The organism is Ancylobacter radicis (assembly GCF_018449475.1).
Classification (GTDB): domain Bacteria; phylum Pseudomonadota; class Alphaproteobacteria; order Rhizobiales; family Xanthobacteraceae; genus Ancylobacter; species Ancylobacter radicis.
Map to the genome: position 1 here is coordinate 871,056 of NZ_JAHCQH010000015.1, position 18,198 is coordinate 889,253.

The window sequence follows — 18,198 nt, forward strand, 5'->3', positions numbered from 1 at the left end:
TTACGGGTGCAAAGGAAGGCGCGCAATCGTCTCGCGCCCGTGCGAGGACTGGGGGACGGCCACGGCGCGCCTTGAACCGCGCCGCTGATTGCCGAAATATGAGACCAACCCCTCCGAACAGGCAGCGCGCGATGGCCCTCGACTCTCTTATTTCCGCGTCCGCGCCGCAGCTCGCCCGGCTCGACGAGCGTTCGCGCGAGATTTTCCGGCAGATCGTGGAGACCTATCTCGCCACGGGCGAGCCGGCCGGCTCGCGCAACATATCGCGGCTTATTCCCATGACACTGTCACCGGCCTCGGTGCGCAATGTGATGGCGGATCTCGAGGCCGCCGGGCTGATCTACGCCCCGCATACCAGCGCCGGCCGCCTGCCGACCGAGCGGGGCCTGCGCTTTTTCGTCGATGCGCTGCTGGAGATCGGCGATGTGTCGGAGGAAGAGCGCAACTCGATCGAGACGCAGGTGCGGGCAGCGGCACAGGGGCAGACCGTCGACGGCGTGTTGACGGAGGCCTCGAACCTGCTCTCCGGCCTCACCCGCGGGGCCGGCGTCGTCACCAGCACCAAGAGCGACGGCCGGCTGAAGCACATCGAATTCGTTCCGCTCGACGCGACCCGCGCCCTGCTGATCCTCGTTTCGGAGGATGGCGAGGTGGAGAACCGGCTGGTCCCACTGCCCACCGGACTGCCCTCCTCCGCGCTGGTCGAGGCCACGAACTTCCTCAACGCCCGCACGCGCGGGCGCACCCTCGCGGAACTGCGCACCGAGGTGGAGCGCACCCTCACCGCCCGCCGCGCCGAGCTCGACGAGATCACCGCGCGGGTAGTCGAGACGGGGCTGGCGAGCTGGTCGGGCGGGGACCGCACCGAGCGCCGGCTCATCGTGCGCGGCCAGACCCGCCTCCTGCACGACCTCAAGGCGATCGACGACCTCGAACGGATAAGGCTGCTGTTCGACGATCTCGAATCCAAGCAGGAGGTGGTCGACCTGCTCGGCCGCGCCGAGGACGCGCAGGGGCTGCGCATCTTCATCGGCTCGGAGAACCAGCTATTCTCGCTGTCCGGTTCCTCCACCATCGTCGCCCCCTATCGCGACGGGCAGGGGCGGGTCCTGGGTGTGCTGGGCGTCATCGGCCCGACGCGCCTGAACTATGCCCGCATCGTTCCCATGGTGGATTTCACCGCCCGCGTGGTGAGCCGTGTGCTGGGACGGTCCGGATTTGACGGCGCTTGATTTTTCCGGCCCGGAACCCGATATGGCGAGCGTCGCCGCAGCCTGCCTGCGCCCACTCGACATTTCCGACGAGGTACCGATGAGCGAAGACACCCGCAATCCGGCGGAACAGCCCGAGACCATGGCGAGCGTTCCCCCCGAGGCGAGCGATGCGCCGGGTGCGCCGGAAGATGCCGCGGCCATGTTCGCGGCCGAGAAGGAGCGCCTCGAAGCCGAGATCGCCAGCCTCAAGGACAAGTTCCTGCGCGCCTTTGCCGAAGCCGACAATGTCCGCCGCCGCGCCGAGCGCGAAGTCGCCGACGCCAAGGTCTACGGCATCACCGGCTTCGCCCGCGACCTGCTCAATGTCGCCGATGATTTCGAACGTGCACTCGGCACGATCGATCCGCAGGCCCGCGAGCAGGCCGAGGGCACGCTGAAGACGCTGCTTGAGGGGATCGAACTCACCGGTCGGGCGCTCAATCACGCGCTCACCAAGCATGGCGTCGCCCGGATCGAGGCAGAAGGGGCGAAGTTCGACCCCAATCTTCATCAGGCGATGTTCGAGGTGCCGAATCCGCAGGTGCCGTCCGGCACCGTGGTTCAGGTGGTACAGCCGGGCTACACGATCGGCGGCCGCGTCCTGCGCCCCGCCATGGTCGGCGTCTCCAAAGGTGGCCCCAAGGCGACGCCCGCCGACGCTCCGGCGGCGGAAGGCTGAGGCCTCCGCCGCCCGGCGCCTTCCGTCAGCGCAGGTCGATGCCGTCGCGCAGCGCGCGCATGCCGTCGAACTCGGCGCCGAAGGTCTCTTCCGGTGCCACGCCGACCATGCGCAGATAGCCGGTGCGGCCGAAGCGCAGCCATTGGGCGACCTTGACGGGCTTCCCCGATTGCTGGTCCTGCGCCTTGCCCATCAGTTCGAAGCCCGGCTGGCCACCAATGCGCAGCGGCCCGCCACGCTCGACGCGCAGTTCCTTCACGCCCGGCACCGAAGCAATTGCCCGCTTGGCAAGGCTCTCGCGGTCATCCTCGCGGATTTCGCCGCGGGCGGCCGAGATGATGAAGTAAGGCTGGCCGGCAACGTCGGGCCCCTTCGCGTCGCCCTTGGTCAGCAGCACCGCGCTGCCGCCGAGCACCTTGAGAACGCGGTAACCCTCGAGATCGCCGATGGTGAAGGGCAGGCGCGCGAGGAGTTCGTCCTGCGTGGGAGGGGCGCGGAACACGATGCTGCGCAGCGCCGTCTCCACCGCCTCGTCGGAGTAGCGCGCCGACGCCGCCTCAGGGAACTGCACGGTGACCATGGCGGTCACGTCCTTGCCCCCGACCAGCAGGATCCACTTCTTGAGCGCGACCGGACCGACGCTTTGATAGCCGGTCAGCAGGACCGCCTTCTCCCCGCCAGCGAGTTCAAGATCGCGGCGCTGCTCGATGGTGACGCCCTTGCTCTGCAGCGCCTCCGGCTCGAAGGTGCGCATGATGTCGGCATAGGCAGCCGACGGCATCTCCAGGATGAGAATCGCGGCCTTGGCGTCCCGATCCTCGAAACCGGCGACACCCGGAATTTCCACCATCCCGGCTGGCGGCACGATGCCGACGACACCCTCATTGGGAAAAAGGGCCTGGGCAGTGGCGGCAAGGGGCGCAGCCAGGAGCATGAGGCTCGCGGCAAGGGCGCAGATCAGGCGGCGCATTCGGTTTCCTTCGTCTCACGCTGTTCGATGACCAAAGTGGGGCATCCTATGCCGGCGGTCATCCCCTTCTTCGTGCTCACCGCGGCGGAATTTCGCCCGATCCCGCCGGATTCACCCGCCGTAACGTCAGATTGATCCGGCCCGGTTGCTTCAGCAGGGTGGAACTCTCCGGCATGATGCGGTCAATGCCGTGAAAAGCGAGGCGGCACGGACCCGCCAGGATCAGCGCGTCGCCCGAGACGAGGCGGATGGAGCGGGTCGGATCCTTGCGGGATGTGCCGCCAACGCGGAACACTGCGGTATCCCCCAGCGACAGGGACAGGACCGGCGCGCCGAACTCCTGTTCGTCGCGATCCTGATGCAGGCCCATGCGCGTGCCGGGGGCGTACCAGTTGATGAGGCAGGCTTCCGGGGCCAGCGGCGTGCCGGCGAGCTCCGCCCAGGCGCTCTGGAGCACCAGAGGCATGGCCGGCCAGGGCTCGCCCGTCTCCGGATGGGACGGCTGGTATCGATAGCCGGTCACGTCCGATACCCAACCCAGTGGCCCGCAATTCGACATGCGCACCGAGAAAGGCGTGCCGGTGCGCGGCATGCGCGGGGTGAAAAGCGGCGCCTGCAGAAGAAGCTGGCGCAGTTCCTCGGCCAGAGCTTCCTGACCGGATCGGTTCAGCCAGCCAGACCACCATAGACATCCGGGAGCGATCTCGACCGGCGCCGCCATGCTAGAGCTTCCTGAGCGCGACAGCCTCGATCTCATGGTCGCCACCCTTGCGCAGGATGAGATCGGCGCGCTGGCGCGTGGGCAGGATGTTGTCGCGCAGGTTCACGAGGTTGATGGTGCGCCAGATTCCGCGCGCCGTGGCATCGGCCTCGGCGTCGGAGATGTCGGCATAACGGTGGAAATAGGCGGCCGGATCGCGGAAGGCCGTCTCGCGCAGCCGCATGAACCGCTCGACATACCAGCGTTCCAGAATGGTCTCGTCGGCGTCGATATAGATCTTGAAGTCGAAGAAGTCCGAGACGAAGGGAATGCCCTTACCATCCTTGGGCGGGCGGCTGGTCTGCAGCACGTTCAGCCCCTCGACGATGAGGATGTCCGGCTGGTCGACCTCGGCCATCTCGTTCGGCTTCACGTCGTAATGGAAATGACTGTAGAGCGGCGCGCGAACCGGGCGCCGGCCGGCCTTGATGTCCGAGAGGAAATGCAGAAGCGCCGGCAGGTCGTAGCTCTCGGGGAAGCCCTTGCGGCCCATCAGCCCTTCCTGCTGGAGCACGGCGTTGGGCAGGAGAAATCCGTCGGTCGTCACCAGCGCCACTTTCGGCGTGTTCGGCCAGCGGGCGAGCAGCGCCTGAAGCACGCGCGAGGTGGTGGACTTGCCCACCGCCACCGAGCCGGCGACGCCGATAATGTAGGGCATCTTTCCGTTCTCTTCCGGCCCCAGGAATTTCTGCATGGCGCGGAACAGCTTCTGCGCCGCGCCCACATACATGGAGAGCAGGCGCGAGAGCGGCAGGTAGATTTCCTCGATCTCGGCCATGGAGAGCCGATCATTGAGGCCCTGGAGCCGGGCAATTTCTTCCGGCCGCAGGGGCTGCGGCGTGTCGGCGCGCAGCGCCGCCCATTCCGAGCGCGTGAAATTGCGGAAAGGCGACAGGCCGCCCCCGTCGAGCTTCATGTCCATTGGCGCGTTCCCCGGTCGATCGCCCGGACATTCGTTGCGCCGGGCGTTGGTCGACCAGATACCAGAACAGAAGCCGTTGCGAAACCACGCCCTGCCCAGGCAGGGCGAACGATGCGTCCACGCCCCGGCCGCAGGTCATGAAGCCGGGCGGGAGGCCTTCTCTTCCAGCCCGGACTGGCCGGTCCGGCGACCCAGTTCCGCATAAACGTCGTCCAGTGGCACGCCACGCGCCTGCAAGAGTACGGCGAGATGATAGAGAAGATCGGCGGCTTCCGAAACGACGGCTTTCGTATCGCCGCTCACCGCGGCAAGCGCCGTTTCCACCGCTTCCTCACCGAGCTTCTGGGCGCATTTGGCGACGCCCTTGGCCAGAAGCGAGCGTGTGTAGGAGGTCTCCGTCGTGGCCTGCGCCCGCTGCGCGACGATGGCGGCGAGATCTTCAAGGCTCACGCGGGCGGCTGTCTCGGCCATGGCCATTCCTCAGGTCTCGGTGGCGCGCACCGGCAGCCCGGCCTGCGCCAGGCGCTGCTTGGCCGCACCGATGGTAAAGGTGCCGAAATGGAAGATGGACGCCGCCAGAACCGCCGAGGCGCCCCCTTCGCGGATGCCGTCGACCAGATGATCCAACGTGCCGACGCCGCCCGAGGCGATGACGGGGACCGATACGGCGTCCGAGATGGCGCGGGTCAGCGCGAGGTCAAAGCCCTCGCCGGTGCCATCGCGATCCATGGAGGTGAGGAGTATTTCGCCGGCACCGAGCGCGACGACCTCGCGGGCATAATCCACCGCGTCGATGCCCGTGCGGTTGCGCCCGCCATGGGTGAAGATCTCCCAGCGGTCGGGCTCACCATCCGACGACACCTTCTTGGCATCAATGGCGACGACGATGCACTGCTCGCCGAACTTCTCCGCCGCCTCGCGCACAAAGTCGCGCCGGTTCACGGCGGCCGTGTTGATCGACACCTTGTCCGCACCGGCGTTGAGCAGCGCGCGGATATCTTCCACCGTGCGCACGCCGCCACCGACCGTGAGCGGCATGAAGCACTGCTCGGCGGTGCGGCTGACCACGTCGATCAGCGTGCTGCGTGCCTCGACACTCGCGGTGATGTCGAGAAAACAGAGCTCGTCGGCCCCCGCCGCGTCATAGGCCTTGGCGGCTTCGACCGGATCACCGGCGTCGCGCAGATCGACGAATTTCACGCCCTTGACGACGCGGCCATCCTTCACGTCGAGGCAGGGAATGACGCGCACCTTGAGCATGGAATCCTCTCCGCCGCTCATGCCGGCAGCCCCGCCACCAGCGCCAGCGCGGCGCGGGGGTCGAGACGCCCGTCATACAGCGCGCGCCCAGTAATGGCGCCTTCGAGCTTGGCCGCCCGCGGCTCCAGCAGCGCCTTCACATCATCCAGCGAGGCAAGCCCGCCCGAGGCGATGACAGGGATGGAAATCGCCTCCGCCAACGCGATCGTGGCGTCCAGATTGAGGCCCTTGAGCAGTCCGTCGCGGTCGATATCGGTGTAGATGATGGCGGTGACGCCGGCATCCTCGAAGCGCCGGGCGAGGTCAAGCGCGGTGAGGTCCGAGGTCTCGGCCCAGCCTTCCACCGCCACGCGCCCGTCTTTGGCATCGAGCCCCACCGCGACGCGGCCGGGAAAGCGGCGTGCCGCCTCCTTCACGAAGGCCGGATCGCGCACGGCGGCGGTGCCGAGGATCACGCGGGTGATGCCCTTGCCCAGCCAGCCCTCGACGGCCGCGAGATCGCGGATGCCACCGCCGAGTTGCACCGGCATGGCGATGGTTTCGAGAATGCGCTCGACGGCGCCGGCGTTCACCGCCTTGCCGGCAAAGGCGCCGTCGAGATCGACAATGTGGAGATAGCGGAAGCCCTGGGCCTCGAACTGGGCGGCCTGCTGGGCGGGATCATGGTTGAACACGGTGGCGCGTGCCATGTCGCCCTGCTGCAGGCGCACGCATTTGCCGTCCTTGAGATCGATGGCGGGAAAGAGAATCACGGCGCCCACTTCAGGAAATTGGCGAGAAGGGCGAGGCCGAGGCGCTGGCTCTTCTCGGGATGAAACTGTGTACCGGCGATGTTGTCGCGACCGACGACGGCGGTGATCTTGCCGGCATAGTCGCTGGTGGCGATCACGTCCTGCGGCCGCGCGGCGGCGAGATGGTAGGAATGGACGAAATAGGCGTCGAGCCCATCCGGCCCGGTCGGAATGCCGTCGAGAATCGGATGGGCGCGGGCGGGGTCGAGCGAATTCCAGCCCATATGCGGGATCTTCAGCGCGGGATCGGACGGCGTGATCTTGACCACGTCGCCCTCGATCCAGCCGAGCCCCTGCGTCACGCCATGCTCATGCCCGCGCGAGGCCATGAGCTGGAGGCCGACGCAGATGCCGAGGAAGGGACGCCCCTTCTCCAGCACCGCTTCCGTCAGCGCCTCCACCATGCCCGGCACGGCGTCGAGGCCACGGCGGCAATCAGCATAGGCGCCGACGCCCGGCAGCACGATGCGGTCGGCGCGGCGCACCACTTCCGGGTCCGCCGTCACCAGCACGGTCTTGTTCGAGCCCCCATCGCGGGCGGCGCGTTCCAGCGCCTTGCCGGCCGAGTGCAGATTGCCGGAGCCGTAATCGATGAGAACGACGGGTGCGGGCGGAATCATCGTCCGGCCTCCGGGAACAGGCCCAAAATCGGATCGCCAGCGAAACGATGTGTGGGGCGCTCGGGAATGTAGCTGACGCCCTGCGCCCGCAGCGCGCCACTACTGAGGCGGGCCTCGAAGTAACGCTGCTCGGCGGCTTCGAGCGTCGGGGCGACGATCACCGCGACTTCCTCATGGCCGTGCCCGATCAGCTTGCTCCGGCGCAGGCCGGGCAGCAGAACGGCGACGGCCAGATTGCCGATCATCAGCAGGGCAAAGCCGTCCTCAATGTCGAGACCATACATGGTCGCGCCGATCGCCCCCTGAAACAGGAGGTAGCCGATCAGCCCCAGCCAGAGCTGGTGGCGCAGCAAGACCAGTGGCGCCAGAGGGATGGAACTCCAGGACAGGCGCTCGGGAACGAAGACCACACTGTCGGCCCACGCGCCCGTGCGTTCCTCTTGCGCTTCCTCAGGCTCGAAAACGCTCCACATCGTCATGCTCAGCCTCCAAGGCTACCCTTGGTCGAGGGAATTTCCCCCGCCGCCGCCGGATCGATCGCCACCGCCGCGCGCAGCGCGCGGGCGAGGCCCTTGAAGCAGCTCTCCGCAATATGGTGCGCATTGGCGCCATAGAGCGTCTCGACATGCAGCGTCAGCCCGGCATTGATCGCGAAAGCCTGGAAGAACTCGCGCACCAGCTCGGTATCGAACTCGCCGATCTTCGCCGCCGGAAAATCGGTGCGGAAGACGAGGAAGGGACGGCCGGAGATGTCGAGCGCGACGCGGGTCAGCGTCTCGTCCATCGGCAGATGAAGGCTGGCATAGCGGGTCACGCCGCGCATGTCGCCCAGCGCCTGCCTGACCGCCTGGCCGAGCGCGATGCCGACATCCTCCACCGTGTGGTGGAAATCGATATGCAGGTCGCCCTTGGCCTCGATGTTCATATCGATGCGCGAATGGCGCGCCAGCAGGTCCAGCATATGGTCGAAAAAGCCGACTCCGGTCGCGATCACCGCCTGGCCGGTCCCGTCGAGATCGACGGACAGACGGATCTGCGTTTCCTTGGTGGCGCGGGTAATGCTGGCCTGACGCATGATGTGGGCTCCGGAAAGAGCCGGCGTCTTAGCAGCTATGGGGTGGCGATGCCACATCCGCGGCTACGGGGCCGGCATTGGTGGCCCGAGTTGCACTGACGTCGCGAGGGCTTAAGTAAGGGCTCTCGATCGGAGCCTTTCATGACGACGCATTCTCCCGAGACCATCTACGGCACCACCATCGTCTCCGTCCGGATTGGCGGGCGCGTCACCGTCGGTGGTGACGGGCAGGTCACGCTCGGCAACACGGTGATGAAATCGAACGCCCGCAAGGTACGCCGCCTCGGCAAGGGCGATGTGATCGGCGGCTTCGCCGGCGCCACGGCCGATGCCTTCACACTGTTCGAGCGGCTGGAAGCCAAGCTCGAACAATATCCCGGCCAATTGCAGCGCGCGGCGGTCGAGCTTGCCAAGGACTGGCGCACCGACCGCTATCTGCGCCGGCTGGAAGCCATGATGATCGTCGCCGACGCCAACATCACCCTGGTGCTCACGGGAACCGGCGATGTGCTGGAGCCGGAGAACGGCATCGCCGCCATCGGCTCGGGCGGCGGCTATGCGCTCGCCGCCGCGCGGGCGCTGGCCGATAGCGGGCAGGACCCGGAAGCCATCGTGCGCCGGAGCCTGTCCATCGCCGCCGAGATCTGCATCTACACCAACGGCAATCTGGTGCTGGAAACCATTGGCTGAGCCGCCCATCGGGGCCGCCCCTGCGAAAGACGACCAATGACCAATTTCTCGCCGCGCGAAATCGTCTCCGAACTCGATCGCTACATTGTCGGCCAGCACAAGGCCAAGCGCGCCGTCGCCATCGCGCTGCGCAACCGCTGGCGCCGCCAGCAACTGGAAGGCCAGTTGCGCGAGGAGGTGCTGCCGAAGAACATTCTGATGATCGGCCCGACCGGCGTCGGCAAGACGGAGATTTCCCGCCGCCTTGCCAAGCTCGCCGGCGCGCCTTTCATCAAGGTCGAGGCGACCAAGTTCACCGAGGTCGGCTATGTCGGCCGCGATGTCGAACAGATCGTGCGCGATCTCGTCGAGGTCGGCATCGGGCTGGTGCGCGAGGTGAGGCGCAAGGGGGTCGAGGCCAAGGCGCATCTGGCCGCCGAGGAACGGGTGCTCGACGCGCTGGTCGGCGCCACCGCCTCCTCCGGCACGCGCGAGAGCTTCCGCAAGAAGCTGCGCGACGGGCTGATGGACGACAAGGAAATCGAGATCGAGATTGCGTCCGGCGGTGGTCAGGGCATGCCGATGTTCGAGATACCCGGCATGCCCGGCGCGCAGATGGGGGCGGTCTCGCTCGGCGACATGCTCGGCAAGGCCTTTGGCGGACGCTCCAAGCCGCGGCGGGTGACGGTGAAGGACGCCCACCCGCTGCTGCTCTCGGAAGAAGCCGACAAGCTGATCGACCAGGACGCCATCGTACAGGAAGCAATCCGCACGGTGGAGGAGAATGGCATCGTCTTTCTCGACGAGATCGACAAGATTGCCGGCTCGGAGCGGCGCGGCGGCGCCGATGTCTCCCGCGAGGGCGTGCAGCGCGACCTGCTGCCGCTGATCGAGGGCACGACGGTTTCAACCAAGCACGGCTCGGTGAAGACCGACCACATCCTGTTCATCGCCTCCGGCGCCTTCCACGTCTCGAAACCCTCCGACCTGCTGCCCGAGCTCCAGGGCCGCCTGCCGATACGGGTGGAGCTTGAGGCACTGTCGCGCGAGGATTTCACCCGCATCCTCACGGAGACGGAGGCGAGCCTCGTCAAGCAGTCCGTCGCGCTGATGGGGACGGAAGGCGTGACGCTCACCATCACCGAGGATGCCGTGGCGGCGATTGCCGATATCGCGGTCCAGGTGAATTCCACGGTGGAGAATATCGGCGCCCGCCGGCTGCAAACGGTGATCGAGCGGGTGCTCGACGATCTGTCCTTCAACGCGCCCGACCGGTCGGGAGACGTGGTGGTGATCGACGGCGCCTATGTACGCGAGCGGGTCGCGGACCTCGCCGGCAATGCCGATCTCAGCCGCTACATCCTTTGATTCGGCTACGAAACGGGCCAGGGTCGATCAGGTAGTTTCACGTGAAACCGCGGGGCCTCTGGTGCCCCGCTCCCTACGCTACCCCGGCCGGCTGAGGATCTTGAGGCGCCCCAGCAGCTCTGCCACCGCCTCGGGCGGCAGGGTGGAAATCTCGCGGGCGAGAAGATTGGCCAGCTCCGTCGCCTCGGGCGCAAGGCCGGAGGTGTCCACAACGACGCGCGGATCGGAAATCTCCGCGAGCATGCGCAGGGCCTCCGCCTCGTCCCAGATGACGTTGAAATAGGCCATGATGCGCTGGAGCATCATGAAGGTCGGCTGCCCGCGCTTGCCGTGTTCAAGCGCCGAGAGATAGGCGGCGGACACGCCGATCGCCTCCGCCATCTGCGACAACGTCACCCCGCGTTCGGCGCGCAGTTCCCGCATTCTCCAGCCAAACGGCGTCATCGGCCGATCTCCCGCGCGCGGCGGATGCGCACATAGAGCGCGCCTTCTCCGCCATGGCCGCGTGCGGCGGTCTCGAAGCCGACCACAACGCCGCGCAGCTCCGGGGCGGCGAGCCATTGCGGCACCAGACGGCGCAGCACACCACGCCCGCCCTCCCCGGCCAGAACCCGCATGCCCTCGCCCTTGCCGGTGATGACGAGCACGAGGGAATGACCCGCACCCTGCGCCCCGCGCAGGAAGGCGTTCAGCCGGCCATGGGCGGCCGCTTGCGTGAGGCCGTGAAGATCGAGCCGTGCATCCACCTCGGCCCCGCGCCCGAGGCGGCGGCGCAGCTTGGGCTCCAGAGGAGCGAGCGGCGCCAGCGGCGGGGGGCCGGGCGGCTTTGCCTTGACCGACGGTGCTGCTGCCGGCCGGGTGGGTGCGGGGGATTTTGCCTCCGGCTCCGCCGGTTCAGGCACTGGGGCCGGAGGCGCAGTGACCGGGAGCTTCGGCCTCAACGGATTCACCGAGCGCGCGACATGTTCCCACAGCGCCCGCTCCTCGAGATCAAGCCCGCGACGACGGCGCGGGCGCCCGCCGGTCTGTCCGCCGCCTTCTGTCATGGGGTAGCCGCCGTCATCGGCGCCGATGGCGGGCGGGGCTTGGGCAGGGGCACGCGGTGGCGGGCCGGGTCGAGCGCACGCGGCAAAAAGATCGCGAACCGGCCGGGATGCTGGATGCGGCCGGCAATCGAGCCCGCCTCCTTGCCGGCGCCGAAGAAAATGTCCGCCCGCGCGGGGCCGATGATGGCCGAGCCGGTGTCCTGCGCAATCGTCAGATGGCGAAACGGCGCGACAGCCCCGTCCTCGCCGGTCGGCAGGTCGGCGGCGATGAAGAAGGGCGTGCCATAGACATGGATGGTGCGGTCGATCGCGATGGAGCGGATGGCCGTCAGCGGCAGACCCTGGGCACCGATCGCGCCATCACCCGGTTTCAGCTCCGTCGCCTCGCGAAAGAAGATGTAGGAGCGGTTCTGCCGCATCAATTCGCGCCCCTGCTGCGGATGGTCCGCAATATAGGCGCGGATCGCGTCCATCGACATCTTCTCGCGCGGCACGAGATTCTGCTCGATCAGCAGACGGCCGATCGGCGTGTAGGGCTGGCCGTTATGGCCGTCATAATTGAGGCGGAGCACCGCGCCGTCCGGCAGCCGCACCCGCACCGAACCCTGGATATGAGCAAAGAAAGCGTCGGCCGGGTCCTTGATCCAGGCCACCTCCAGCCCCTTGCCGGCCAGTGCGCCATCCTCGATCGCGGCGCGGTCGTGATAGGGCACAAGCGCATCGCCCTCGCGGCGGAAGGCCTTGCCCTTATTGGCCGGCGCGCCATCCTTCGGCGGGGCTTCCAGCACGAGATCGGGCGGGCGGCGGTAGAGCGGCGTCGCGTAGATGTCGGTGCGGGTGCGCGAGCCTTCCACCTCCGGCTCGTAATAGCCGGTCAGAAATCCCTGCGGCTGATCCACCCCGGTCATGAGAAACGGCGTGAATTCGCGCTGGAAGAAAGCACGGGCCGCGTGCTCGCTGGGATGAGAGGCCAGGCGCAGGGCGCGCCGGCACACCGGGCGGAGCGCGGAGAACATCGGACGCGGCGGTTCAACGCTATCGCCCCGGCTGCGGAGCCGCGCGCAGCTGCGGCGGAAGGCGGTGAAGGCGGGCGCGATGGGATCGGTTTCCCAGCCCGGCAGGGCGTCGAAGGCGATCGGCTCAAGCGTCGCCTGCGGGAACAGAAACAGCGGCGCGTCGGTGCGGGCCGCAGCCGTGCTTGCCCCGGCGACCACCGCCGGGACGGCGATCAATGCGAGGACAAAAGCCCGCAGAGGGGCCAGGAAATGACGGGGTGCGCGCACTCCGTCATCTTCTCACGAAGCGGCTTCGGTGGCGACCAGCTTCCAATTGGGGTCACGGGCCCCGAGATCGCGGGCGAAGGTCCACACATCGGTCACATCGGCGACCTGCTCGGCATCGCCATCGATGACCTGACCGGCCCGGTCGCGCGTCACGGAAATGAGCTGGGAGACGAAACGCACGGTGATCTGCGCGGTACGGCCCTTCACGCTGGCCTCGATGATCTCCGCCTTGTCGACGCCGACGAACTGCGTCTCCATCTTCTCGCCGCGCTGCTCGCGCTCCTGGATCGCGGCGGCGAAGCCGTCGAACACTTCGCGGGCCAGAAGCTCCTTGAGGGTCGGCCGATCGCCCTGCGCGAAGGCGACCACGATCATCTCATAAGCCGAGCGAGCACCGGTAATGAAGTGCTGGACATCGAAGCCCCGCTCCTGCGCGGCAATCGCATCGAGCCCGTTGGCCACGGCCGAACCGACCTCGGCGACACCGGACCAGCGGCGCGGCGACGCCGGCGATTCTTCCGGCTCGACCGGTTCAGGCACGGCGACAGGCTCGGCGGTACCGGGAAAATTCACCACCTTGTCGGACGCACCCGCCGGGGCCTTGGCGGGATCGCGACGCGAATAGGGGTCATAGGGCGGCCGCTCGCGCCCGGTCCTCTGTCCCAGCACGCTACGCAGCCGTATGAAGATGAACACGGCGAGGGCCAGGAAGATGATCGTATAAATATCGAACACGTTACACGCCGCCGTTGATTTCGTTGCGCCGGCGCGACCGCCGGCAGGCCTCAGACTGATCTTGGCACGCCGAACCACTCTGGCCCTCGTGCCCGCTTGGGTTATGTACGCCGTCCAACCGATTTCGCCAGTGCAGCGGATGCCGCAAGGTCATCCATTTCGCCGAGAACACGGTCTTTTGTCGACGCTTCCTCCCAGAGTAGTCCAAGCGCGCTCCATGCGCCAACCCTGCCTGCTCATCGCGCACCTCTCCTTGTGAGTACGCAGCAACCGTGTTAGCGACACGCGCCCTTTCCTGAAGACCGATGCGACGGCGAGCCCGGCCGCGCGGTACATAGGCCGGCGACGCTCCTTCCGCCGGCGACACGGAGATTCCTGATGGCCGAGAACGAAAACGCCGCGTCGATGCCGACGCTCCAGGTGCTGACGCAGTACACGAAGGACCTGTCCTTCGAGAATCCGGGCGCCCCGGAATCGCTGGCGGTCGGTGGCCAGCCGCAGATCGGCATCCAGATCAAGGTCGACGCCAAGCCGGTGCGTGAGGGCTCCGAATTTGAGGTCGAGCTGAAGATCGAGGCCAAGGCCGAGCTCAAGGGCAAGACGCTGTTCGCGCTCGAACTCGCCTATGCCGGCATCTTCCGCGCGCAGAATGTGGCGCAGGAGACCATCCACCCCTTCATCATGATCGAATGCCCGCGCATGCTCTTCCCCTTCGCGCGGCAGATCGTGGCGGACACCGTGCGCAATGGCGGCTTCCCGCCCCTGATGATCGATCCGGTCGATTTCGTTACGCTGTATCGCCAGCGCATGGCCAAGCAGCAGCCGAGCGGCGTGCTCGCTTCCTGATCCGGCTTACGCGGCCGGCCCGGCCTCGGTGTCAGCCGCGTATTCCTTCCAGATCGCGCCATCACCCAGCGTCGCCACAAAGGCGGCATGAGTGGCGATCTGCACGGCATCCAGCCGCGCCGGCAAAGGCCGCGGCCTCTCGCGCGGCAGGCCCGAAACAATTTCGGTGGTCTCCACGCGCACCTCGGCCACGGTGAGACCGAGCGCCGTCTGCCGTCCCCCGCACAGCTCCGCATAGACATCCGCCAGAAGCTCGGAATCGAGCAGCGCCCCATGCTTGGTGCGGCGCGAGCCGTCGATGCCATAGCGGGACATCAAGTCGTCGAGACGGTTCGAGGCGCCCGGATGGCGACGCCGCGCGAGGCTCAGCGTGTCGATGACGCGGTCGAAGGTGATCGGCGGTCGGCCGATCTTCGCCAGTTCCGCATTGATGAAGCCGATGTCGAAGGCCGCATTGTGGATGACCAGCGGCGAATCCTCGATGAAAGCGAGAAACTCCTCCACCACCTGGGCAAAGAGCGGCTTGTCCGACAGGAATTCGGCCGACAGCCCGTGCACGTTGAACGCCTCGACCGGCATGTCGCGCTGCGGGTTCAGATAGACATGGTAGACCTGCCCCGTCGGGATGCGGTTATAGATCTCGACGCAGCCGATCTCGACCAGCCGGTCGCCGGTGAGCGGATTGAGGCCGGTGGTCTCGGTATCGAGAACGATCTCACGCAAGGTGGTCTCCTTCGGTCAGGCGCGCGACCAGCGCCGCCACCTCGGCCCGGGCATGATCGAGGCCGGGGCCTGTGTCGAGCAGATAATCGGCGCGGCGCCGCTTCTCCGGATCGGGCATCTGCCGCTGCAGGATCGACGCAAACTTCTCCTCTGTCATGCCCGGGCGCGCCATGACGCGCGCGCGCTGCACAGTTTCCGGCGCTGTGACGACGAGGATCGCGTCGGTTCGCTCCTCCGCGCCGGTCTCGAAGAGAAGAGGGATGTCGAGCACGGCGAGGCGGGCCCCAGTCTGCGCCGCCGCGGCGAGGAACGCCGCCTCCCGCGCCCGCACCAGCGGGTGAACGATGGCCTCCAGCCGGCGCATCGCCGCATCGTCACCGAGCACGCGAGCACCCAGAAGCGTGCGATCGATCCGGCCATCGACACTCACGCCCGGAAACGCCGCTTCAACCGGCGCGACGCCCTCGGCGCCGTAGAGCTCATGAACGGCAGCATCGGCGTCATGCACAGGCACGCCAAGCTCGCGGAAAAACGCCGCGGTCGTCGTCTTGCCCATGCCGATGGAGCCTGTAAGACCCAGCCGGAACGGGCCCTTGGCGCTCATCGCAATTGCCCCTTGGCAGCGAGGTCGGCCAGCACCAGGTCACGCAATTCGGCCGTCACCTGCGGGCGCACGCCGAACCAGCGTTCGAATCCCGGCACCGCCTGGTGCAGCAGCATGCCGAGGCCGTCCACGGTCTTGAGCCCGCGGGCTCTCGCGGTCGCAAGAAGCGGCGTTTCCAGAGGCACATAGACGATGTCGCTGACCACCGCGTCGGGCGACAGCGCCGAAAGGTCGATATCGAGCGGCGGCTGACCCTTCATGCCGAGCGAGGTCGTATTGACCAGAAGACGGCAGCCATTCAGCCGGCCCCCCAGATCACGCCAGTCGACCGGCAGCACCTGCGCGCCGAACTGGTCGCGCAGCGCCTGCGCGCGGGCGAGGGTGCGATTGGCGACAACGACGCGGCCGATGCCGCGACTGATGAGACCATAGATCACAGCACGCGAGGCACCGCCCGCGCCCAGCACCACGGCTTCGCCCAAGGCCCGCGCCCAGTCGGGTTCCGCCGCATCGAGATTGGCAAGGAAGCCGTGCACATCGGTATTGGCGCCGTTCAGGTGGCCATCCTCCAGCCACAACGTATTCACCGCGCCAAGGGCCGCGGCGACCGGATCAAGCGCGGCCACGGCCCGGAAGGCGGCTTCCTTGTGGGGAACCGTCACATTGGCACCGATCAGGCCGCTGGCGGCGAAATCCGCCAGGAAGGCGTCGATGGCCTCCGGCTCGATGTCACGCCGGCCATATTCGCCGTCGATCCCATGCTGGACCAGCCAATGGCCGTGAATCAGCGGCGAGCGGGAATGGGCCACGGGATGGCCGATAATGGCAGCGCGGCGGGTCAAAGCAGGTCTCCCCGATCACGCAGGAAAGCCAGCAGCGGCAAGAGCGGCAGGCCGAGAATGACAGAATGCTCGCCCTCGATCCGCTCGAACAGATGAATGCCGAGACCTTCGAGCTGATAGCCGCCGACGCTGGACAGCACGGCCTCACCGGCAGCGTCGAGATAGGCGTCGAGGGCGACGTCATCGAGCGCGCGCATGGCCAGATGCGCCGATGCGACGGTGTCGAACAGGATCTCGCCATCCAGAGCGACGGCGAGAGCGGCATGCAAGGCATGGGTGCGGCCGGCGAGCCGGGCGATCTGGTGGCGGGCGGCCGCCCGATCCGGCGCCTTGTGGAAGGCTTCCTCGCCCAGAGCGAGCGTCTGGTCGGCGCCGATCACCACCCGGCCGGGCCTTGCGGCGCTGCCCGCCAGCGCCTTGGCGCGCGCGAGGCGACGGGCGATCTCGGCGGGTCCCGCTCCCCGCGCCAGCGCCTCGGATTCAAGGCCGCGCTCATCGACGTCGACAGTGATCGCCTCATGCGGCAGACCGGCCGCCGTCATCAGAGCCCGGCGGGCCGCGCTTCTCGAGGCCAGAACGAGCGGAGTCATTCCCCGCCACAGCGGATTTACGCTCATATCTTCAGGCACTTGTCGTCTCGAACATTTTACGGCGGCGCTCCTGCAGCAGGCCGATAATGGCGGCGGCGGTTTCCTCGATGGAGCGCCGTGTCACGTCGATCACCGGCCAGCCATGGCGGGCGCAGAGCCGGCGCGAGAAGGCGATTTCCTCGGCGACAGCATCGCGATCGACATAGGAATCATTGGGCTGGCTGGCATTGAGGCCGAGCAGGCGGTTGCGCCGGATCTCGACCACGCGCTCGGCGCTGGCGACCAGCCCCACCACAAGCGGGCGCTTCAGCTCGGACAGGCCCGGCGGGATGGGCAGGTTCGGCACCAACGGGATATTGGCGGTCTTAATGCCGCGATTGGCGAGATAGATGCTGGTCGGCGTCTTCGACGAACGGGAAATGCCGAGCAGCACCACATCCGCCGCTTCCAGCCCGTCCGTATGCTGGCCGTCATCATGCATGACCGTGTAGTTCATCGCGTCGATGCGGCGGAAATATTCGCCGTCGAGCTGATGCTGGCCGCCGACGCGCGGCTCTGGCACGCCGCCGAGATAGGCCTGGAACAGGCGCACCACCGGGGCCAGCACGGATAGCACCGGTACGCCATTGTTCTGACAGTAGATTTTCAGCCGGTTGCGCAGCTCGGGATCGGTCAGCGTGTAGAGCACGATGCCCGGATATTCCTCGATCGACTGGATCGCCTTGTCGAGCTGGCGATGGGTGCGGACCAGCGGGTAGACGTGCTCGATCGGCTTCACGCTGTACTGCGCCGCCGCCGCGCGCCCGACGCTGATCAGCGTCTCGCCGGTGGAATCCGAGACGAGATGGAGGTGGTAATAGCTTTCCGCCTGGCGGATCGGATCAGTCACACCATTCATCCACAGGGCTGTGCATAAAGCAGGAACAAGCCATGGGGAGGAGGCGTTAGCAAGTCCCGCGCTGGGGATGGCGGTGCTTTCCATCCACAAGGCTGGTGCCTGTGAGCCAAATCAAGGTGGTGCCTGCGGGTTACGGGGATAATCCGCCGCAGACCTGCAAGCCATTGATGTCCAATGATTTCAGGATTGCTTGCGGCGGTGCGACCGGGAGCCGAGCCAAGGGCTTGTTGTGGTCAGCCCGGAACATGTCTAATGCCCACGCCT

At 67.1% G+C, this 18,198-nt stretch carries 23 protein-coding genes; 5 read left to right on the forward strand and 18 right to left on the reverse strand.

Annotation, left to right across the window (positions count from 1 at the left end):
• Positions 1 to 131 precede the first annotated feature (131 nt).
• Positions 132 to 1,232 (forward strand): heat-inducible transcriptional repressor HrcA, encoded by a 1,101-nt coding sequence (hrcA, locus tag KIP89_RS10080; RefSeq protein WP_213755225.1) that lies wholly within the window; start codon positions 132 to 134, stop codon positions 1,230 to 1,232.
• A gap of 79 nt (positions 1,233 to 1,311) precedes the next feature.
• Positions 1,312 to 1,932 (forward strand): nucleotide exchange factor GrpE, encoded by a 621-nt coding sequence (gene grpE / locus KIP89_RS10085; protein WP_213755486.1) that lies wholly within the window; start codon positions 1,312 to 1,314, stop codon positions 1,930 to 1,932.
• Between the two features lie 25 nt (positions 1,933 to 1,957).
• Here grpE and KIP89_RS10090 read toward each other — a convergent pair whose 3' ends face one another.
• The 9 genes from KIP89_RS10090 to hisB all read right to left on the reverse strand — a co-directional run bounded on the left by KIP89_RS10090 (position 1,958) and on the right by hisB (position 8,330).
• Positions 1,958 to 2,902, reverse strand: coding sequence for a hypothetical protein (locus KIP89_RS10090; RefSeq protein WP_213755226.1), 945 nt, complete (start codon positions 2,900 to 2,902; stop codon positions 1,958 to 1,960).
• A 76-nt stretch (positions 2,903 to 2,978) separates the two neighbouring features.
• Positions 2,979 to 3,623 (reverse strand): alpha-ketoglutarate-dependent dioxygenase AlkB family protein, encoded by a 645-nt coding sequence (locus KIP89_RS10095; RefSeq protein WP_213755227.1) that lies wholly within the window; start codon positions 3,621 to 3,623, stop codon positions 2,979 to 2,981.
• Between the two features lies 1 nt (position 3,624).
• Positions 3,625 to 4,584 carry a type I pantothenate kinase gene (gene coaA, locus KIP89_RS10100; protein WP_213755228.1) on the reverse strand — a complete coding sequence of 320 codons (960 nt, stop codon included), beginning with the start codon at positions 4,582 to 4,584 and terminating at the stop codon, positions 3,625 to 3,627.
• A 135-nt stretch (positions 4,585 to 4,719) separates the two neighbouring features.
• Entirely contained in the window at positions 4,720 to 5,055 is a 336-nt protein-coding gene (locus tag KIP89_RS10105) for a phosphoribosyl-ATP diphosphatase (protein WP_213755229.1), read from the reverse strand.
• Positions 5,056 to 5,064: 9 nt separating this feature from the next.
• Entirely contained in the window at positions 5,065 to 5,844 is a 780-nt protein-coding gene (gene hisF, locus KIP89_RS10110; protein ID WP_213755230.1) for an imidazole glycerol phosphate synthase subunit HisF, read from the reverse strand.
• Between the two features lie 17 nt (positions 5,845 to 5,861).
• The gene (hisA, locus tag KIP89_RS10115; RefSeq protein ID WP_213755231.1) at positions 5,862 to 6,596 is read right to left on the reverse strand and encodes a 1-(5-phosphoribosyl)-5-[(5-phosphoribosylamino)methylideneamino]imidazole-4-carboxamide isomerase; all 735 of its coding nucleotides are present in this window, start codon (positions 6,594 to 6,596) and stop codon (positions 5,862 to 5,864) included.
• Positions 6,593 to 7,255 carry an imidazole glycerol phosphate synthase subunit HisH gene (hisH, locus tag KIP89_RS10120; RefSeq protein ID WP_213755232.1) on the reverse strand — a complete coding sequence of 221 codons (663 nt, stop codon included), beginning with the start codon at positions 7,253 to 7,255 and terminating at the stop codon, positions 6,593 to 6,595. Before hisH ends, hisA begins: the two co-directional genes overlap by 4 nt.
• Positions 7,252 to 7,734: a DUF2628 domain-containing protein gene (locus KIP89_RS10125; RefSeq protein ID WP_213755233.1), complete on the reverse strand. Its 483-nt coding sequence runs from the start codon at positions 7,732 to 7,734 to the stop codon at positions 7,252 to 7,254. The genes hisH and KIP89_RS10125 overlap by 4 nt, the downstream gene beginning before the upstream one ends.
• Positions 7,735 to 7,736: 2 nt before the next feature.
• A complete protein-coding gene (gene hisB / locus KIP89_RS10130) occupies positions 7,737 to 8,330 on the reverse strand; it encodes an imidazoleglycerol-phosphate dehydratase HisB (protein WP_213755234.1) in 594 nt (197 codons plus the stop codon).
• A gap of 141 nt (positions 8,331 to 8,471) precedes the next feature.
• Between hisB and hslV the strand changes: the two genes are divergently transcribed.
• Both hslV and hslU read left to right on the forward strand, forming a co-directional pair.
• On the forward strand, positions 8,472 to 9,020 hold the full coding sequence (hslV, locus tag KIP89_RS10135; RefSeq protein ID WP_213755235.1) for an ATP-dependent protease subunit HslV: 549 nt from the start codon (positions 8,472 to 8,474) through the stop codon (positions 9,018 to 9,020).
• Positions 9,021 to 9,056: 36 nt separating this feature from the next.
• Positions 9,057 to 10,367 carry an ATP-dependent protease ATPase subunit HslU gene (gene hslU / locus KIP89_RS10140; protein WP_213755236.1) on the forward strand — a complete coding sequence of 437 codons (1,311 nt, stop codon included), beginning with the start codon at positions 9,057 to 9,059 and terminating at the stop codon, positions 10,365 to 10,367.
• A gap of 78 nt (positions 10,368 to 10,445) precedes the next feature.
• Here hslU and KIP89_RS10145 read toward each other — a convergent pair whose 3' ends face one another.
• Genes KIP89_RS10145 through KIP89_RS10160 form a run of 4 tightly spaced genes read right to left on the reverse strand, consistent with a single transcriptional unit; the run spans position 10,446 to position 13,431 of the window.
• A complete protein-coding gene (locus tag KIP89_RS10145) occupies positions 10,446 to 10,811 on the reverse strand; it encodes a helix-turn-helix domain-containing protein (protein ID WP_213755237.1) in 366 nt (121 codons plus the stop codon).
• A complete protein-coding gene (locus KIP89_RS10150; RefSeq protein WP_213755238.1) occupies positions 10,808 to 11,413 on the reverse strand; it encodes a Smr/MutS family protein in 606 nt (201 codons plus the stop codon). Before KIP89_RS10150 ends, KIP89_RS10145 begins: the two co-directional genes overlap by 4 nt.
• Positions 11,410 to 12,696, reverse strand: a complete 1,287-nt coding sequence (mltA, locus tag KIP89_RS10155) for a murein transglycosylase A (protein ID WP_369807099.1) — start codon at positions 12,694 to 12,696, stop codon at positions 11,410 to 11,412. Before mltA ends, KIP89_RS10150 begins: the two co-directional genes overlap by 4 nt.
• A 12-nt stretch (positions 12,697 to 12,708) precedes the next feature.
• Complete coding sequence (locus KIP89_RS10160) at positions 12,709 to 13,431, reverse strand: Tim44/TimA family putative adaptor protein (protein WP_213755239.1); 723 nt, start codon at positions 13,429 to 13,431, stop codon at positions 12,709 to 12,711.
• Between the two features lie 378 nt (positions 13,432 to 13,809).
• On the opposite strand from KIP89_RS10160, the gene secB reads away from it, so the two are divergent.
• Positions 13,810 to 14,277, forward strand: a complete 468-nt coding sequence (gene secB, locus KIP89_RS10165) for a protein-export chaperone SecB (protein ID WP_213755240.1) — start codon at positions 13,810 to 13,812, stop codon at positions 14,275 to 14,277.
• Positions 14,278 to 14,283: 6 nt separating this feature from the next.
• Here secB and dnaQ read toward each other — a convergent pair whose 3' ends face one another.
• Genes dnaQ through KIP89_RS10190 form a run of 5 tightly spaced genes read right to left on the reverse strand, consistent with a single transcriptional unit; the run spans position 14,284 to position 17,934 of the window.
• On the reverse strand, positions 14,284 to 15,000 hold the full coding sequence (dnaQ, locus tag KIP89_RS10170; RefSeq protein WP_213755241.1) for a DNA polymerase III subunit epsilon: 717 nt from the start codon (positions 14,998 to 15,000) through the stop codon (positions 14,284 to 14,286).
• Positions 14,993 to 15,604: a dephospho-CoA kinase gene (gene coaE / locus KIP89_RS10175; protein ID WP_213755242.1), complete on the reverse strand. Its 612-nt coding sequence runs from the start codon at positions 15,602 to 15,604 to the stop codon at positions 14,993 to 14,995. Before coaE ends, dnaQ begins: the two co-directional genes overlap by 8 nt.
• The gene (locus tag KIP89_RS10180) at positions 15,601 to 16,446 is read right to left on the reverse strand and encodes a shikimate dehydrogenase (protein ID WP_213755243.1); all 846 of its coding nucleotides are present in this window, start codon (positions 16,444 to 16,446) and stop codon (positions 15,601 to 15,603) included. Before KIP89_RS10180 ends, coaE begins: the two co-directional genes overlap by 4 nt.
• Positions 16,443 to 17,063, reverse strand: coding sequence for a Maf family protein (locus KIP89_RS10185; protein ID WP_213755244.1), 621 nt, complete (start codon positions 17,061 to 17,063; stop codon positions 16,443 to 16,445). The genes KIP89_RS10180 and KIP89_RS10185 overlap by 4 nt, the downstream gene beginning before the upstream one ends.
• Positions 17,064 to 17,067: 4 nt before the next feature.
• A complete protein-coding gene (locus tag KIP89_RS10190; RefSeq protein ID WP_213755245.1) occupies positions 17,068 to 17,934 on the reverse strand; it encodes a pyruvate, water dikinase regulatory protein in 867 nt (288 codons plus the stop codon).
• Between the last annotated feature and the right edge of the window lie 264 nt (positions 17,935 to 18,198).

Bases quoted from the DNA above. Each gene is read 5' to 3' on its own strand.
- hrcA (WP_213755225.1), top strand. From the start codon at position 132: ATGGCCCTCGACTCTCTTATTTCCGCGTCCGCGCCGCAGCTCGCCCGG.
- grpE (WP_213755486.1), top strand. From the start codon at position 1,312: ATGAGCGAAGACACCCGCAATCCGGCGGAACAGCCCGAGACCATGGCG.
- KIP89_RS10090 (WP_213755226.1), bottom strand. From the start codon at position 2,902: ATGCGCCGCCTGATCTGCGCCCTTGCCGCGAGCCTCATGCTCCTGGCT.
- KIP89_RS10095 (WP_213755227.1), bottom strand. From the start codon at position 3,623: ATGGCGGCGCCGGTCGAGATCGCTCCCGGATGTCTATGGTGGTCTGGC.
- coaA (WP_213755228.1), bottom strand. From the start codon at position 4,584: ATGGACATGAAGCTCGACGGGGGCGGCCTGTCGCCTTTCCGCAATTTC.
- KIP89_RS10105 (WP_213755229.1), bottom strand. From the start codon at position 5,055: ATGGCCGAGACAGCCGCCCGCGTGAGCCTTGAAGATCTCGCCGCCATC.
- hisF (WP_213755230.1), bottom strand. From the start codon at position 5,844: ATGCTCAAGGTGCGCGTCATTCCCTGCCTCGACGTGAAGGATGGCCGC.
- hisH (WP_213755232.1), bottom strand. From the start codon at position 7,255: ATGATTCCGCCCGCACCCGTCGTTCTCATCGATTACGGCTCCGGCAAT.
- KIP89_RS10125 (WP_213755233.1), bottom strand. From the start codon at position 7,734: ATGACGATGTGGAGCGTTTTCGAGCCTGAGGAAGCGCAAGAGGAACGC.
- hisB (WP_213755234.1), bottom strand. From the start codon at position 8,330: ATGCGTCAGGCCAGCATTACCCGCGCCACCAAGGAAACGCAGATCCGT.
- hslV (WP_213755235.1), top strand. From the start codon at position 8,472: ATGACGACGCATTCTCCCGAGACCATCTACGGCACCACCATCGTCTCC.
- hslU (WP_213755236.1), top strand. From the start codon at position 9,057: ATGACCAATTTCTCGCCGCGCGAAATCGTCTCCGAACTCGATCGCTAC.
- KIP89_RS10145 (WP_213755237.1), bottom strand. From the start codon at position 10,811: ATGACGCCGTTTGGCTGGAGAATGCGGGAACTGCGCGCCGAACGCGGG.
- KIP89_RS10150 (WP_213755238.1), bottom strand. From the start codon at position 11,413: ATGACAGAAGGCGGCGGACAGACCGGCGGGCGCCCGCGCCGTCGTCGC.
- secB (WP_213755240.1), top strand. From the start codon at position 13,810: ATGGCCGAGAACGAAAACGCCGCGTCGATGCCGACGCTCCAGGTGCTG.
- coaE (WP_213755242.1), bottom strand. From the start codon at position 15,604: ATGAGCGCCAAGGGCCCGTTCCGGCTGGGTCTTACAGGCTCCATCGGC.
- KIP89_RS10185 (WP_213755244.1), bottom strand. From the start codon at position 17,063: ATGAGCGTAAATCCGCTGTGGCGGGGAATGACTCCGCTCGTTCTGGCC.
- KIP89_RS10190 (WP_213755245.1), bottom strand. From the start codon at position 17,934: ATGAATGGTGTGACTGATCCGATCCGCCAGGCGGAAAGCTATTACCAC.